Raw genomic sequence first — 15,772 nt, 5'->3', positions numbered from 1 at the left:
GGAAGATAGGCGCGGCTCTCACTTCGGTTCGCGCGGTGGCTGTTCATCCTGTTGCGGTCCGCCCGTTCGCAGCGCGTCGACGATCCGCCGCGCGTGCCTCAGATGCGGGGCGTCGATCATCCGGCCGTCGAGTTGAAAAGCGCCCCTCCCCGGCTCCGCTTCGAACGCGGCGATCGTGGCCCGGGCGTTCGCGATCTCCGCTTCCGTCGGCGTGAAGGCATCGTTGATGATCGGGACCTGCGAGGGGTGAATGGCCATCATGCCGGTAAACCCGTCGCGGCGCCCGCGCCTGGCGTAGCTGCGCAAGCCCTCAAGGTCGCGGAATTCAGGATAGACCGTTTCGATCACCGCGACACCGGCGGCATGGCCCGCGAACAGCGTCAGCGAGCGCGCCAGTTCATAAGGCTGGGTATAGCTGCCGTCTTCATTGCGGGCGCTTGTCGCTCCGATCGCAGCCGGTAGATCCTCGGCCCCCCAGGTCAGCCCCAGCAAGGATTGACGAACGGCGGCGTAGCTGTCCAGCTGAAAAATGGCCGCCGGCGTCTCGGTCGCGATGGGCAATATCGGTCTATCCGGCGCCATTGCCGCCAGCGCTGCCACGCTTATGCCGCCCTCCGCTTTCGGCAAGACGAGACCGTCCAGCCCAGCGTCGAGGACGGCGCGAAGATCCTCCTCCACCAAGCCGCTGTCCAACGCATTGATGCGAACGAACAGCCGCGCCTTTCTTTCCGCTGATCGCAGGAACGAGGCGACCGCCGTTCTCGCCGCCGGCTTTGCCTGCAGGGTGACGGAATCCTCAAGGTCGAGGATCAGCGCGTCCGCGGACGATCCGAGCGCCTTTTCCATCCGGTCCGGTCGGTCGCCCGGCACAAAAAGCAGCGAGCGCAACCTCATGCCGGCCTCCTCTGCACCAGCGCCGTGCGCAGGCACCGGCAGACCACTTCGCCTCGCTGGTTGATCAGTTCGTGCTGGAAGGTGACAATGCCCGCAGTGGGCCTCGAACGGCTCTCCTTGAGATCGCTGACTTCCGTTTCGGCACGCATCGTATCGCCGATGAAGACCGGCTTCGGCATGACAAGCCTGTCGTAGCCTAAATTCGCGACCAGCGTTCCCATGGTCGTATCGCCGACCGAAAGCCCGACCATCAGCGCGAAGGTAAAGGTGCCGTTGACGATGATCTGGCCAAATTCGCTGGCTCGTGCCGCTTCCGCATCGATGTGCAGCGGTTGTGGATTGTGGGTCATGGCGGAGAAGAGGAGATTGTCCGTCTCGGTGACCGTGCGGCGGATCTCGTGCGAGATCCGGTCGCCGATGGTCCACTCCTCGAAATGACGGCCTGCCATCATGGCTCTCCTTCCAGCTGCATGAGAACACTGCCTTCGACGACCTGCGCGTCGGCAAGCACTTTCATCTCCGAGACGACGCCGTCGAACGGCGCGCTCAGCGTCTGCTCCATCTTCATCGCCTCGATGACGACAAGAGGCTGTCCTCTGGTGACCCGATCTCCGCTGGCGACCATGAGCGCGATCACCCTGCCCGGCATCGGCGCGACGATCGCGCCGTCGAAATGGCCCGAATTTCCGCCGGCATGGCCAGCGCGAACCGGCCCATAGGCCCAAGCTTCGCCATCCAGAAAAAGCACGCCGGCATCGGTCGCGACCGGTTCGCCGCCATCCCGAAGTTCCACGCGATAGGGGTCGCCGCCTACCTCGACACCGATCTCCCGGGAAGGCGGCGCGTTCATTCGGAATCCCGTTGCCGTCGCCCATACATCGCTGCCCGGTTTCGGCAGGATCGCTCGCGCGGCCGCCTGCAGCACGCGTGCGCCGGGCTCGATCGAGGGAATGAGATGCGTCGAGTGCCGCTCGATGAAGCCGGTGTCGACCGCACCCGCCTGAAATTCAGGGTGGTCGATCGTGCGCGCCAGGAACGCCGCGTTGGTTCGCACCGGCCAGACCTCGACGCTTGCCGCCGCGAGAGCCAGTCGCCGTGCCGCCTCTTGTCGCGTCGCGCCGTGGCTGATCAGCTTGGCGATCATCGGGTCGTAATAGGCGCTGATCTCATTGCCCTCCTCGACGCCGCTATCGACCCTGACCCCGTCGGGAAACCGCAGACGGTGCAGCCGCCCGGTCGAAGGCAGGAAGCCGGTGGAGGGGTTTTCGGCGTAAAGCCTCGCCTCCATCGCCCATCCCTTGATCGATAACTGCTCCTGCCGCAGGGGCAGCGGCTCGCCGGATGCCACCAGGATTTGCCATTCGACCAGATCCTGGCCGGAGATGGCCTCGGTAACAGGATGTTCGACCTGCAGCCGTGTGTTCATCTCCATGAACCAGATGCGATCGGCGCGAAGTCCGTCGGAGGCATCGGCGATGAATTCGATCGTTCCGGCGCCGACATAATCGACCGCGCGCGCGGCCTGAACCGCCGCCTGGCAGACAACCTCTCGGGTCGGTGCGTCCATGCCCGGCGCCGGCGCCTCTTCGATCACCTTCTGGTGACGGCGCTGCAGCGAACAGTCGCGCTCGAACAGATGGACCACGTTTCCGTGAGTGTCGCCGAAGACCTGAACCTCGATGTGGCGGGGCGAGAGGATGTATTTCTCGAGAAGCACCCGGTCATCGCCGAAGGAAGCCGCGGCTTCGCGCCGGCAACTGGCGAGTGCTGCTGCAAATTCCACAGCGCCATCGACCCGCCGCATGCCCTTGCCGCCGCCGCCGGCCACGGCCTTGATGAGGACAGGATAGCCGATCGCATCCGCTTCCCGCCGCAACCGGTTATCCGCCTGGTCCTCGCCGAGATAGCCTGGCGTGACAGGGACACCCGCAGCGATCATCCGCTTCTTCGCCGCATCCTTGAGGCCCATGGCCCGGATGGCGGCGGCCGGCGCGCCGATCCAGATCAGGCCGGCGGCCGCGACCCTCTCGGCGAACCCGGCATTTTCCGAGAGAAAGCCGTAGCCCGGATGGATCGCCCTGGCACCGGTCCGGATCGCGGCCTCTATAATGCTGTCGGCATTGAGATAGCTCTCCCTGGCCGATGCCGGACCGATAGGAACCGCCTCGTCCGCCTCGCGAACGAAGGGCATGTCGCCATCGATCTCGGAGTGCACGGCGATCGTGCGGATCCCGAGCCTTTTCGCCGTTCTTATGATCCTCCTCGCGATCTCGCCGCGATTTGCGATCAGCAGGCTGTCTATCACAGTCTCTCCTCTCTTCTCCTCGCCGTTGAGGCTACATGCGAAACAGGCCGAACCGGGCGCGCTCCGGTATCGGTGCATTGAGCGTGGCCGCGAAGGCCAGCCCGAGCACATCGCGCGTCTGAGCCGGGTCGATGATGCCGTCGTCCCATAGTCTCGCGGTGGCGTAGTAAGGATTGCCCTCGTCCTCGTATTTCTGGCGGATGGGCGCCTTGAATGCTTCCGCCTGCTCGGCGCTCCAGCTCTCGGCATCGCGATGCACGGTCGCCAGAACGGAGGCGGCCTGCTCGCCGCCCATGACGGAGATGCGGGCATTCGGCCAGCTGAACAGGAAGCGCGGCTGATAGGCGCGGCCGCACATGCCGTAATTGCCCGCACCGAAGCTGCCGCCGATCAGCACCGTTATCTTCGGTACCGATGCCGTCGCCACCGCCGTCACGAGCTTTGCGCCGTTCTTGGCGATCCCCTCGGCTTCATATTTCCCGCCGACCATGAAACCGGAGATATTCTGCAGGAAAAGCAGCGGTATGCGCCGCTGGCAGGCAAGCTCGATGAAGTGGGCGCCCTTCAGCGCGCTTTCGGAGAAAAGCACGCCATTATTGGCGAGAATGGCGACGGGGATGCCCCAGATCTCGCGCGAAGCCGCAGACCAGCGTGGTGCCATAGAGCGCCTTGAACTCCTGTAACTCCGAGCCGTCGACAATACGGGCGATGACCTCACGGACGTCGTAAGGCGTGCGGACGTCTCGCGGCACGATGCTGTAGAGCTCCTGCGGATCGAACTTCGGCGGCCGCGGCTCAGCCATGTCGATATCGATCCGTTTCGGGCGGTTGAGCGTGGCGACGATGTCGCGAACGATCAGAAGCGCATGCTCGTCATTCTCGGCGACATGGTCGACGACGCCGGATTTTCGACCGTGCGTATCGGCGCCGCCGAGTTCCTCGGCGGATATGATCTCACCGGTCGCCGCTTTCACGAGCGGCGGCCCGGCGAGGAAGATCGTTCCCTGGTTGCGCACGATGACGGTTTCATCCGACATTGCAGGCACATAGGCCCCGCCCGCGGTGCAGCTGCCCATGACGCAGGCGATCTGGGCGATGCCCGCCGCCGACATTTGCGCCTGATTGTAGAAGATGCGGCCGAAATGTTCGCGATCCGGAAAGACCTCCGCCTGATGCGGCAGATTGGCGCCGCCCGAATCCACGAGATAGATGCAGGCCAGCCGGTTTTCCCAGGCGATTTCCTGCGCCCGCAGATGCTTCTTCACCGTCATCGGGAAATAGGCGCCGCCCTTCACCGTCGGATCGTGCGCCACGATCATGCACTCGACGCCCGAGACGCGGCCGATGCCGGCGATCATGCCCGCCCCGGGCGCCTCGTCGTCGTACATGCCGTTGGCGGCCAACTGTCCGATCTCGAGAAACGGCGAGCCGGGATCAAGCAGGCGCTGAACGCGGTCACGCGGAAGCAGCTTGCCGCGTTCGACATGCCGCTCGCGATGTTTTTCGGAGCCGCCCCGGGCCGCCTGCGCCACCTTGGAGCGGAGCGCCTCCACCAGAGCCAGATTGTGCGCCTTGTTGGCGGCCAACGTCTGCGAGCCGAGATCGAGCATCGTCTGCAGCTCCGGCATCAGCCTCTCCCTTCGTCGCCGATGACTTCACGTCCGATCAGCATGCGGCGCACTTCGTTGGTGCCGGCGCCGATGTCGAGCAGCTTCGAATCCCGCCAATAGCGCTCCACCGGCCAGTCCTTGGTATATCCGGCGCCGCCTAGCGCCTGGACCGCCTGCTCAGCCACCCTGACGGCGCTTTCCGACGCATAGAGAATGGCACCTGCCGCATCATGCCGCGTCGTCTTGCCGGCGTCGCAGGCCCTCGCCACTGCGTAGACGTAGGCGCGAGCCGAATTCAGCGCCACGACCATGTCCGCCACCTTCGCCTGAATCAGCTGGAAGCTGCCGATCGGCGTTCCGAACTGCTTGCGCTCTCTCACATAGGGAAGGACGACATCCAGGCAGGCCTGCATGATGCCGAGCTGAATCCCGGACAGCACGACGCGCTCATAGTCGAGGCCGGACATCAGCACCTTGACGCCCCCGTTCAGCGGGCCCATGACGTTTTCGTCGGGCACGAAGCAGTCATCGAAGACCAATTCCGCCGTCGGCGATCCACGCATGCCGACCTTGTCGATCTTCTGCCCGATGGAAAAACCCTTGAAGCCTTTTTCGACCAGGAAGGCGGTGATGCCCTTCGAGCCGCCATCGGGCACGGTCTTGGCATAGACGACCAAGGTCTCCGCGTAGGGCGCGTTTGTGATCCAGAATTTGGTCCCGTTCAGCCGATAACCGCCGGCGACTTTTTCGGCGCAGAGGCGCATCGATACGACGTCCGAGCCCGCTCCCGCCTCCGACATCGCAAGACTGCCCACGTGTTCACCGGATATCAGCGCCGGAAGGTATCGCTGTTTCTGCTCGGCCGATCCCCAGCGCGAAATCTGGTTGATGCACAGATTGGAGTGAGCGCCGTAGGACAGGCCGACCGATGCCGATGCTCTGCTGATCTCCTCGCAGGCGACGACATGTTCGAGGTAGCCGAGCCCAAGGCCGCCGTCATCCTCATGCACGGTCACGCCATGAAGACCGAGCGCGCCCATCTCTGGCCAGATCTCGACCGGGAACCAGTCTTCCGCGTCTATCCTCGCCGCAAGCGGGGCAATGCGATTGGTCGCAAACCGATGCGTCGTCTCACGGATTGCCTCCGCCATTTCGGAAAGCCCGAAATCCAACTCCAGCATGTCGCCAGTCCTCCCAGACTGCGGTCATGCTAACGCGGGCAATGCGATTAGTAAAATCGGCCGTCCATCGCGCGACAACGCGGCCGCGGCACCGCCGGGCGGGCGCTAGGACCTGGCGCGCTGCAGGGCCGCCAGAACGGAGCGTTCGGACCGCAGGAGATAGTCGTCGAGTTGGTTCGAGGCGGCTTCGATGTCGCCACGCTCGAGGGACGCAAACAGCGCGGCATTTAGCGCGATATAGGGTTCGTGGAGGTGCGCCGTATCCTCGAACCGCGCGAAGACCAGACGCAACTCCGCCAGAACGAGTTCGAAGCCTGCACTCAAGCGGGGACTGTCGCAGAGGTCGACCATCGAGCGGTGAAATTCCATGTTGATGGTTCCGACCTGCCGCCAGTCGGCATCCGCCCGGGCCGCGCCCGTTCGCGCCAGCTGGTCCTTCATACGAGCCAGCGCCGGATGCCTGGAGGTCGCGGCCTGCACGGCGCCCTTTTGTATGACGCGCCGGACGCGGTAGATATCCACGACGCTGGCTTCGCCCGGGGTCGCGACGAAGACCCCCCGGTTTGGGATGTAGGTCAGCAGGTTCTGGCTCGTCAGCAGGCGAAAGACCTCGCGCAACGTGTTGCGCGATATGCCAAAATACGTCGCTATGTGCTGTTCGGAAAGCTTCGCGCCCGGCTGTAATTCGCCCGAGATCAGCATTCCCCTGATCTTGCCGGCGACATGTGCGGTCAGCGGCTGATCTTCGGTAAGGCCTTGCGACGCGTAAATCATCAGGAGCTTATCCTCTCATGCATCCGGATTTGGAAACGCGCCATGATCTGTTATCCATCGCAGCCGCGCATCGCATTCTCGAACCAAATCGCACGAATTCATATTGTTGAACAATATCCATTGCGTTATTGAACAATAATCCGGGGCGCTCGAACTTTCAACGGAGATGGAACATGGCGGCAATCGACCTGAACAGCGATCTCGGCGAGGGCTTCGGCCCATGGCCGATGGGGGATGACGCCGCCATGCTGGCGACGGTGACCAGCGCCAACATCGCCTGCGGCTTCCATGCCGGCGATCCCTCGGGAATTCTGACGGTGCTCAGGGAAGCGGCCCGGCGCGGCGTGGCCGTCGGCGCCCATATCGGTTACCGCGATCTCGTCGGCTTCGGCCGTCGCAACATGGACCCATCAAGCGCCGAACTCGTCGGCGACACGATCTACCAGATCGGCGCGCTGCAGGGCCTCGCGAAGGCGGCGGGAACCAGGGTTCGCTACGTGAAGCCGCATGGCGCGCTCTATAACACCATCGCCCATGACGCCCGACAGGCCGCCGATGTGATCGAAGGCATCAAGGCCATCGACCCGAGCCTCGTGCTGATGGCTCTGGCCGGCGCGCCGATCGTCGCGCAGGCGCGCGAAGCCGGGCTGACCGTCGTTTGCGAGGCCTTCGCCGACCGCGCCTATAACGTCGACGGCAGCCTCGTCAGCCGTCGGCTGCCCGGCTCCGTCATCCATGACCCGCAAGCCGTCGCCGAGCGCGTGCTGCGCATGGTCAACGAACAGCGCGTGGTGGCGATCGACGGAGCCGAGATCGCGCTCGATGCCCAATCGATCTGCATCCACGGCGACACACCGGCCGCGGTGGCGATCGCGAGCACGCTGCGGCAGACCCTGGAAACCCGCGGCGTCGAGCTCAAGTCCTTCGTCGACATGTCGTCATGAAAAAGCGCTCGGCTTCCGGCTTCGCCTGTATGGTCTATGGCGAGCCGTGTTCCGAAGTGCCGATTGTCAGGAAACAAACGGCGGAACGCGTGGTGCCGAGTGCCGCCCGCGCGCGGAGCCGGCCGTGCACCAGCAAAACATTGGCCGCGCCGGCAGACTGACGCGGCCCCCCCGGCATACCAGGAGAAAATCAGGGATGAAGCCACAACCGATTACCAGTGCACCGGAAGACGCGGCGCGCCGCAAGGCGATCAAGCCGGTCATCTGCTATCCCGTCGAGACGCTGCCCCGCCCGGATCTTGCGGCATACCGCGCGCTGCGCGACGATCTGGAGTTCGTCGAGCGCGTGGTTGTGCCGCCGCGCGACGCTGCATGCTGGACCGTGCCGGCGGGTCATTTCTGCCGCATCCTTTCAAGTGAAGGATCGCAGGTGGGTGATCTGAACCTCTTCAATGCCAACAATCTCGAGGAACGGCTGTTCACCGGCAAGACCCGGGCGCTCAATGGCACGCATGTGGGCCTCGGCGACCAGCTCTTCTCCAACATGCCGTATCTGCGCCCGATCGCGACGATCACCCACGATACGCTCGACTGGTATGGCTTCGACGAATTCGGCGGCTCGGTGCACGACGTGATCGGCACGCGCTGCGATCCCTATACCCACAATCTGCTCAGCAATGGCGGCCAGTACCACCATTGCTGCCATTCCAATCTGACGCGCGCCTTCGCCGCCCGGACCGGCAAGTCCTTGCGGGAGGCAGGCACCTATATCCACGATGTGCTCAATGTCTTCATGTGCACCGGCTTCACGCGCGACACCGGTCAGTATTTCATGAAGGCAAGTCCGGTTCGCCCCGGCGACTATCTCGAATTCTTCGCCGAGATCGACCTCCTCGGCTGCATGTCCGCCTGCCCCGGCGGCGATTGCTCCACCGAGCACTCCTCCGACGCCGTCGCCTGCTATCCGCTGGTGGTCGAAATCTACAAGCCGGCACGTGCTCCGGCAGGCTGGAGCGCGCCCGCGATCAACGGCTACGACGGCACGCACGGGCTTTAGGCCGCGAAGCTACTGCTAGAAAAAAAGGCTCCCGCGCGCATGTCGCGGGAGCCTTTTTAGCACTGATCGGCCATATCCGCCGACCGACCGGAGAGCCTTGGACATGGCCCCGTTCGCCGGGGCCATGTCGAGGTGATCAAAAGTCTTCCCAGGCGGGCGCGGTCGCCACTGCGGCATTGCCACCCCTGAAGCTGGACGCCAAGCGCTGCGTCAGCGCCCGCGCCTTCGAAGGCACCGGACGCGATGCTTCGTTGGCGACGGCGATCGGCGCCTGGTTGCGGCCCTGCTCGAGCGTGAACTGGCCGATAAGCGCATCGAGCGCACTGGCTTCCTTCGCCAGGCTGTGGCTGGCCGCGTTGGTCTCCTCGACCATGGCCGCGTTCTGCTGCGTGCCCTGGTCCATGCTGTTGACCGCGGTGTTGATCTCCTGAATGCCGGTCGACTGCTCGCGGGCCGCCTTGACGATGGCGTTGACATGCGCGGTGATCTCGGTCACCTCGGCCTCGATCTGGACCAGTGCAGCTCCGGTTTCGCCAACGAGAGCAACGCCGGTGTTGACCTGGTTTTCGGACGTGGTGATCAACAGCTTGATCTCCTTGGCGGCCTGCGCGGAACGCTGCGCCAGTTCGCGCACCTCCTGGGCGACAACCGCGAAGCCCTTGCCGGCTTCGCCTGCGCGGGCGGCCTCGACGCCGGCGTTCAATGCCAAGAGGTTGGTCTGGAAGGCGATGTCATCGATGACGCCGATGATGTTGCTGATCTCACCGGACGATTTGGCAATCTCGTTCATGGCCGAGACGGCGTTGCGCACGACGCTGCCCGATTTCTCGGCGCCGGACCGTGTGCGTTCGACCAGCACGCTTGCTTCCTCGGCCCGCTTGGTCAGAATCGCGAACGGTCGTGGTGATCTGCTCCAGGGCTGCCGCGGTCTCTTCGAGCGACGCAGCCTGCTGCTCGGTCCGGCGCGCCAAATCGTCGGCGGCGGAGCGAATTTCGGCGGCGCCGGAATTGATGACGCTGGCATTCTTGCCAACCGCGACGAGCGCGGCCTGCAGCTTGTCGAGCGACATGTTGTAGCTGTTGCGCAGGGCATCCAGATGCTCGACGAACGGCTTGGAAATGCGATACGAGACGTCGCCGTCGGCCAGGCGGCCGAGACCGAGCGCAAGTGCCTCGACGGCCTCCCGGGTATTGGCGGCGTCCTCTTCCTTCGCGAGTTCGCGCGCGTGGCGTTCGCGTTCGGACAGCGAACGGCCCTCGTCGGCTTCGCGCTCCAGACGTGCACGCTCCAGCGCGTTGTCGCGGAAGATGGCGACGGCCGCGGCCATCTGCCCGACCTCGTCCTTGCGCTCCAGGCCAGGCGTCTCGCTTGCGGTATCTCCGGCCGCCAGTGCGCCCATGCGCTGACGCAGACGGTCGATCGGTGCGGTGATGCCACGCGAAACCACGAAAAGTCCAAGCAGGGTAATGGCGACGAGGGCAAGACCGAGCGCCGACAATCCGGTGATGATCGTCTTGTTGGTCGTGGCCTGTAGCTCGGCTGTGCCTTCCGACATCATCTTGATCAGCTGATCGTTGCCGCCTGCGAACATCGGCAGGATCGCCGTCAGTTCGGTGCCGGCACGGCGCATCACGACGACGGCCTCGTCTCGCCTGCCCTCTTTGACGAGCGCGATCATCTGCTGGGCAAGTGCATCGAAGCCATTGACCGCGGTCAGCATGGCTTTCGCCGGCTCGGCTCTCGACTCCACAAGCTGCCCGACGGTCGCGATGCGCTCCTTCATCAGGGCGAAGTTGTCGTTGTAGATCTTGATCGATGCCGCGAACTCGGGAGACGAGGGATCGTTGATCATCATCAAGCCGAGCTGGAAGCCGAGCTGCAGAAGGCCGCCCGTTGCTCTGGCGTTGAGCGTGGCGCCCATGCTTTCCTTCGACAGGAAGCTGGCATAGCGGGTGTCCGCGCTTTTGAACTGTGTACTGACATAAGCAAGCCCGGCAATGGACGTGACGGCCATGAGGGCAATGACAGCGATGATTTTCGTGCGAATTTTAGCGTTTTGAAGAAAGCTCATTGGAGACCTGACGGGTGGTCGGCCGGCCGCGCATTACCGACGTGCGGACATCTACCGAAGCGTGATGGGTCATTGGCAGTGGAACCCCACCCTCATGGCGAGTAACTCCTCCCAGAACTACCGCCGACACTTGTCATACCATTAGCTTACAGAACCATTAAAATTCGACCGATTGTTTCTTAACCATAAGATTTCAATAGGCAATTCGATTGCTAATGTAGCGCATGATTGAGTGGCTGAGTCTGGAAACGATATCCAGGGCGAACACGCTGAAAATCTCCGTGCAATCGCACATATTTTGTGCAATTCAATATTTGCTTGATTTTTCGGCCAATCTCGCGCATTTCAGCGGAGGAAAATCGACGCCCTCCTGAACGGAATGCTGACTGCCGGTGGCAATATCTCAACCTGCCAAGCCCAGCCTGAATGTGCTGGTTATCGACGAGAACAGCATTCGAGCCTCCATCATCGAACTGGGGCTGCACGAGGCCGGGTATCAACGGGTGACCGTCGTCAACGACATGAATGGCCTGGCGCGGCGCATCGAGGAGGTCAACCCCGATGTCATCGTCATCGATATCGAGAACCCCAATCGCGACATGCTCGAGAGCATCTTCCAGATCTCCCGCGCCGTGGCGCGGCCGATTGCCATGTTCGTCGACAAATCCGACGAGGATTCCATCATTGCCGCGGTCGATGCCGGCGTGTCGGCCTATATCGTCGATGGCCTGAAAAAGGAGCGGGTGAAGCCGATCCTGGAAATGGCCGTCAGTCGTTTCAACGCCTTCAACCGCCTGCAGCGCGAACTGGCCGATGCCAAGTCGGCGCTGGAGGAGCGCAAGATCATCGACCGCGCCAAGGGCATTTTGATGAAGATGCGCGGCCTGTCGGAAGACGAGGCCTTCGCGCTTCTGCGGCAGACCGCCATGAACGAGAAGAAGAAGATCGCCGACATCGCCCAGAGCGTCATCACGGCCGCCGGGCTGTTGATGTGAGTGCCGGCGCCTATCATATGCTTGATGTCCGGAGGAAACCGGGATGGACAAGATCATGACCGACAATGCCAGCGGTAGCCTTGCCGCACCGACAAGCACCGCTGCCGAAGGCTCGAGAACGCTGCGCGCCGGCTTCATCCCGCTTGTTGACGCCTCGGTTCTGATCGCGGCGGCGGAATTCGGCTTCGCGACCAAGGAGGGGCTGGCGCTCGACCTCGTCAAGGACGTCTCCTGGGCCAATGTTCGCGACCGCCTGGCGTTTCGCCAGTTCGACATCGCCCATATGCTGTCACCCATGCCGGTTGCCTCGGCGCTCGCGCTCGGTTCCAACCCGTCGCCGACGATCACGCCATTCTCGCTTGGGCGCGGCGGCAATGCGATCACCTTGTCGACGGCGCTGTTCGAGCGGATGCAGCAGGCGGCGGGGCTTGCCGAGATGCCGAGCGCGCTCGAGAGCGCGCGTGCGCTGGCGATGGTCCTGGGAGAGATGAAGGCGCGAGGCGAACCGACGCCGACGCTAGGCATGACCTATCCCTTCTCCTCGCACAATTACGAGTTCCGCTATTGGCTCGCAGCGGGCGGCATCGACCCCGACAATGACGTGAGACTTGTCGTGGTGCCGCCACCCTTAACCTCGGACGCGCTCGCCGCCGGCGCCATCGATGGCTTCTGCGTCGGCGCGCCATGGAACATGATCGCCTCCGAGCGCGGCGTGGGTCGCATCGTCGCCGCGAAGCAGGATATCTGGCCCTCGGCACCGGAAAAGGTCATCGGCATGCGCCCTGATTGGGCGGATGCCAATCGCGACACCGTTTCCCGGCTGATCGTTGCGCTTGATGCCGCCGCCCGTTGGTGCGACCGCGTCGAAAACCACGATGCGCTGGCGCAGGCGCTCGCCGACCCGCGCTACATCGCCGCGCCCGTCGAGATCATCCGGCATGTGCTGGCGGGCGAATTCAGCCTTGATGCCAAGGGCAACCGCCGCGTGATCGACGACTACTTCCTTTTCCACGGCCGCTCCGCCAACTATCCGCGCCCCAGCCAAGCGCTTTGGATCTACAGCCAGATGGTGCGTTGGGGGCAGGCCGAAATGTCGCTGAACAACGCCAGGGCAGCGGCCTCCGCCTATCGTCCCGATCTCTACCGGGCGGCACTCGGCGCGGATAGCGCCCCTGCGGATGCCGACATCCGCATCGAAGGAGACACGGACGGAGACCGGTTCATGGACGGTCATGTCTTTGATCCGTCGCGGTTCGCGGACTATGTTTCGGGCTTCGCTGTCCGTAGCGTTCAATCGCCACCGAAGGGCTCTGACGACCACTGATCGATTGCTGCCATGCACAAATAGCTTGCACTTGGGAATGCCGTCGCGATGGCATTCGCACAAAACATCGCCACGGGAAAATCGGGGTGAAAAATTGAGCAGATAAGCATCTGCCGATTTTGCGGTTTAGTTTCAATCACATAAAATCTCATCTCAGAACTGGCACACCGCTTGCTTCGTTGAAACCGCATCGGTCAACGGCGATCGGGGCGAGATGAGCGCGCGATAAGCGCTCGCAAAAGACATCGACGTCGCAAGGCCTTTGCAGTCCGGGACCCTCCCTCCCGATGACGCATTCGCCGAGCGGCGTTTTTTTATTCCCGAATTTCCGGCCAGCACCAGCAGAGGGAACCTGCGTAATGAGCAAGATAATCACGACCGGCATCACACGTCGCGGCCTGTTGAAGACCACGGCGACGGCAGCCCTGATCACAGCGGTCCGGAGCGCGTTCCCGTCGGGTGCCTTCGCCGCCGGCGCCGGCCCCGAGGTAACGGGCGCCAAGCTCGGCTTCATCGCGCTCACCGACGCCGCACCGCTCGTCGTGGCGCAGGAGAAGGGCCTGTTCGCCAAGCACGGCATGCCCGATGTCGAGGTCGCCAAGCAAGCCTCCTGGGGTGCGACGCGCGACAATCTCGTGCTCGGTGGTGCGGCCAACGGCATCGACGGTGCCCACATCCTCTCGCCGATGCCCTACCTCATGCACACCGGCAAGGTGACGCAAAACAACCAGCCGGTGCCGATGACCATTCTCGCCCGGCTCAACTACGACAGCCAGGGCATCTCGGTCGCCAAGGAATATGCCGATACCGGCGTGCAGCTGGACGCCTCCAGGCTGAAGGCCGCCTTCGAGAAGAAGAAGACCGAGGGCAAGGAGATCAAGGCCGCGATGACCTTCCCGGGCGGCACGCATGATCTCTGGATCCGTTACTGGCTCGCCGCCGGCGGCATTGATCCCGACAAGGATGTCTCCACGATCGTCGTTCCGCCGCCTCAGATGGTCGCGAACATGAAGGTCGGCAACATGGACGTCTTCTGTGTCGGCGAACCCTGGAACGAGCAGCTGGTCAACCAGGGCATCGGCTTCACGGCGGCAACGACCGGCGAACTCTGGAAGGGCCATCCGGAAAAGGCGCTCGGCATGCGTTCGGATTGGGTCGAGAAGAACCCGAACGCTGCCAAGGCGCTGCTGATGGCCGTGATGGAAGCCCAGCAATGGTGCGACAGCATGGACAACAAGGAAGAGATGTCGGCGCTGCTCGGCAAGCGCCAGTGGTTCAACGTTCCGCCGAAGGACGTGCTCGGCCGCCTCAAGGGCGACATCAACTACGGCAACGGCCGCCTCACCAAGGGCACCGACCTCTACATGAAGTTCTGGGCCGGCGGTGTCTCCTATCCCTTCAAGAGCCACGATACCTGGTTCCTCGCCGAGAACATCCGCTGGGGCAAATTCGCGCCGGATACCGACATCAAGAAGCTGGTCGACGAGGTCAACCGGGAGGACATCTGGCGCGCCGCCGCCAAGGACCTTGGCGTTGCTGCCGCCGACATCCCGGCATCCTCCTCGCGCGGCAAGGAAACCTTCTTCGACGGCAAGGTCTTCGATCCCGAGAATCCCTCCGCCTATCTCGACAGCCTGACGATCAAGGTTGCGTCCTGATCCGTGCCGCCGGCGCAGACCACGCCGGCTCTTCCATCCCGCAAGAGGAGCGCAGAATGCCCGCTTTGGCCAAGAAACAGACGATCGCGACATCGGCAACCGCATCGAAAACCGCAACCATCCTGCCGCTCGCCAGGCGTCCGGCGGCAAGGTTCGACATCAGGAAGATTTCGGCCACGCTTGCCCGCAACGTCGTACCGCCACTCGTCGTGCTCGCCATCCTGCTCGGCATCTGGCAGGTGCTCTGTTCGTCGCCGACCGCCTCGCTGCCCTCGCCCTATCAGGTCTGGCAGGAGAGCTTCGACCTGATCGCCTATCCCTTCTTCAACTACGGCTCGCAGGATATCGGGCTTGGCTGGCGGGTGCTGATCTCGCTGCAGCGTGTGGCTTACGGCTTCGGGCTCGCCGCTGTCGCCGGCGTGATTGTCGGCGCCGTCATCGGCCAGTCGGTATGGGCGATGCGCGGCCTTGATCCGATCTTCCAGGTGCTGCGCACCGTGCCGCCACTTGCCTGGCTGCCGCTCTCGCTCGCCGCCTTCCAGAACGCCAACCCCTCGGCGATCTTCGTGATCTTCATCACCTCGATCTGGCCGGTCATCATCAACACCGCCGTCGGTGTGCGTAACATCCCGCAAGACTATCGCAACGTCGCCCAGGTGCTGCGGCTGAACCAGATCGAGTTCTTCTTCAAGATCATGCTGCCTTCGGCGGCTCCCTACATCTTCACCGGCCTTCGCATCGGCGTCGGTCTCTCCTGGCTGGCGATCGTCGCGGCTGAAATGCTCACCGGCGGCGTCGGCATCGGCTTCTTCATCTGGGATGCGTGGAACTCGTCCCGCCTGCCCGACATCATCGTCGCGCTTGCCTACATCGGCGTCGTCGGCTTCGCGCTCGACAAGCTGGTGGCGGCGGTCGGCAAGCTGATCACCCGCGGCGCTTCGGCCAATTGAAGGGAACG

Annotated in this window: 11 protein-coding genes and 2 pseudogenes; 6 read left to right on the top strand and 7 right to left on the bottom strand. The window is 63.5% G+C overall.

Annotated features, from left to right (window positions below; translation table 11 throughout):
- Window positions 1–18: 18 nt before the first annotated feature.
- The 6 genes and pseudogenes from P3R82_RS02245 to P3R82_RS02220 all read right to left on the bottom strand — a co-directional run bounded on the left by P3R82_RS02245 (window position 19) and on the right by P3R82_RS02220 (window position 6,764).
- A complete protein-coding gene (locus tag P3R82_RS02245; protein WP_283193488.1) occupies window positions 19–894 on the bottom strand; it encodes a CoA ester lyase in 876 nt (291 codons plus the stop codon).
- Window positions 891–1,343, bottom strand: a complete 453-nt coding sequence (locus tag P3R82_RS02240) for a MaoC family dehydratase (protein ID WP_283192831.1) — start codon at window positions 1,341–1,343, stop codon at window positions 891–893. Before P3R82_RS02240 ends, P3R82_RS02245 begins: the two co-directional genes overlap by 4 nt.
- Window positions 1,343–3,199, bottom strand: coding sequence for a biotin carboxylase N-terminal domain-containing protein (locus P3R82_RS02235; protein ID WP_283192830.1), 1,857 nt, complete (start codon window positions 3,197–3,199; stop codon window positions 1,343–1,345). The genes P3R82_RS02240 and P3R82_RS02235 overlap by 1 nt, the downstream gene beginning before the upstream one ends.
- A gap of 31 nt (window positions 3,200–3,230) precedes the next feature.
- Window positions 3,231–4,809, bottom strand: a pseudogene (locus tag P3R82_RS02230) (carboxyl transferase domain-containing protein).
- Window positions 4,810–4,826: 17 nt separating this feature from the next.
- Window positions 4,827–5,990 (bottom strand): isovaleryl-CoA dehydrogenase, encoded by a 1,164-nt coding sequence (locus P3R82_RS02225; RefSeq protein WP_283192829.1) that lies wholly within the window; start codon window positions 5,988–5,990, stop codon window positions 4,827–4,829.
- Between the two features lie 105 nt (window positions 5,991–6,095).
- The gene (locus P3R82_RS02220; protein WP_283192828.1) at window positions 6,096–6,764 is read right to left on the bottom strand and encodes a GntR family transcriptional regulator; all 669 of its coding nucleotides are present in this window, start codon (window positions 6,762–6,764) and stop codon (window positions 6,096–6,098) included.
- A gap of 173 nt (window positions 6,765–6,937) precedes the next feature.
- On the opposite strand from P3R82_RS02220, the gene P3R82_RS02215 reads away from it, so the two are divergent.
- Window positions 6,938–7,708 (top strand): 5-oxoprolinase subunit PxpA, encoded by a 771-nt coding sequence (locus P3R82_RS02215; RefSeq protein ID WP_283192827.1) that lies wholly within the window; start codon window positions 6,938–6,940, stop codon window positions 7,706–7,708.
- Window positions 7,709–7,904: 196 nt separating this feature from the next.
- Window positions 7,905–8,765: a DUF1989 domain-containing protein gene (locus P3R82_RS02210; protein WP_283192826.1), complete on the top strand. Its 861-nt coding sequence runs from the start codon at window positions 7,905–7,907 to the stop codon at window positions 8,763–8,765.
- A 136-nt stretch (window positions 8,766–8,901) separates the two neighbouring features.
- Here P3R82_RS02210 and P3R82_RS02205 read toward each other — a convergent pair.
- A pseudogene (locus tag P3R82_RS02205) lies at window positions 8,902–10,837 on the bottom strand (methyl-accepting chemotaxis protein).
- 398 nt (window positions 10,838–11,235) lie between these two features.
- On the opposite strand from P3R82_RS02205, the gene P3R82_RS02200 reads away from it, so the two are divergent.
- The 4 genes from P3R82_RS02200 to ntrB all read left to right on the top strand — a co-directional run bounded on the left by P3R82_RS02200 (window position 11,236) and on the right by ntrB (window position 15,764).
- Window positions 11,236–11,832 (top strand): ANTAR domain-containing response regulator, encoded by a 597-nt coding sequence (locus P3R82_RS02200; protein ID WP_283193487.1) that lies wholly within the window; start codon window positions 11,236–11,238, stop codon window positions 11,830–11,832.
- A gap of 43 nt (window positions 11,833–11,875) precedes the next feature.
- Window positions 11,876–13,156, top strand: a complete 1,281-nt coding sequence (locus P3R82_RS02195; protein WP_283192825.1) for a CmpA/NrtA family ABC transporter substrate-binding protein — start codon at window positions 11,876–11,878, stop codon at window positions 13,154–13,156.
- A gap of 359 nt (window positions 13,157–13,515) precedes the next feature.
- Entirely contained in the window at window positions 13,516–14,814 is a 1,299-nt protein-coding gene (locus P3R82_RS02190) for a CmpA/NrtA family ABC transporter substrate-binding protein (RefSeq protein WP_283192824.1), read from the top strand.
- Window positions 14,815–14,870: 56 nt separating this feature from the next.
- The gene (ntrB, locus tag P3R82_RS02185; RefSeq protein ID WP_283192823.1) at window positions 14,871–15,764 is read left to right on the top strand and encodes a nitrate ABC transporter permease; all 894 of its coding nucleotides are present in this window, start codon (window positions 14,871–14,873) and stop codon (window positions 15,762–15,764) included.
- Window positions 15,765–15,772 lie beyond the last annotated feature (8 nt).

This window comes from Rhizobium sp. AN80A, from assembly GCF_030053015.1.
Classification (GTDB): Bacteria; Pseudomonadota; Alphaproteobacteria; order Rhizobiales; family Rhizobiaceae; genus Rhizobium; species Rhizobium metallidurans.
The sequence above is the reverse complement of the archived record's forward strand: the minus strand, read 5'-3'. Positions and strand labels throughout refer to the sequence as shown.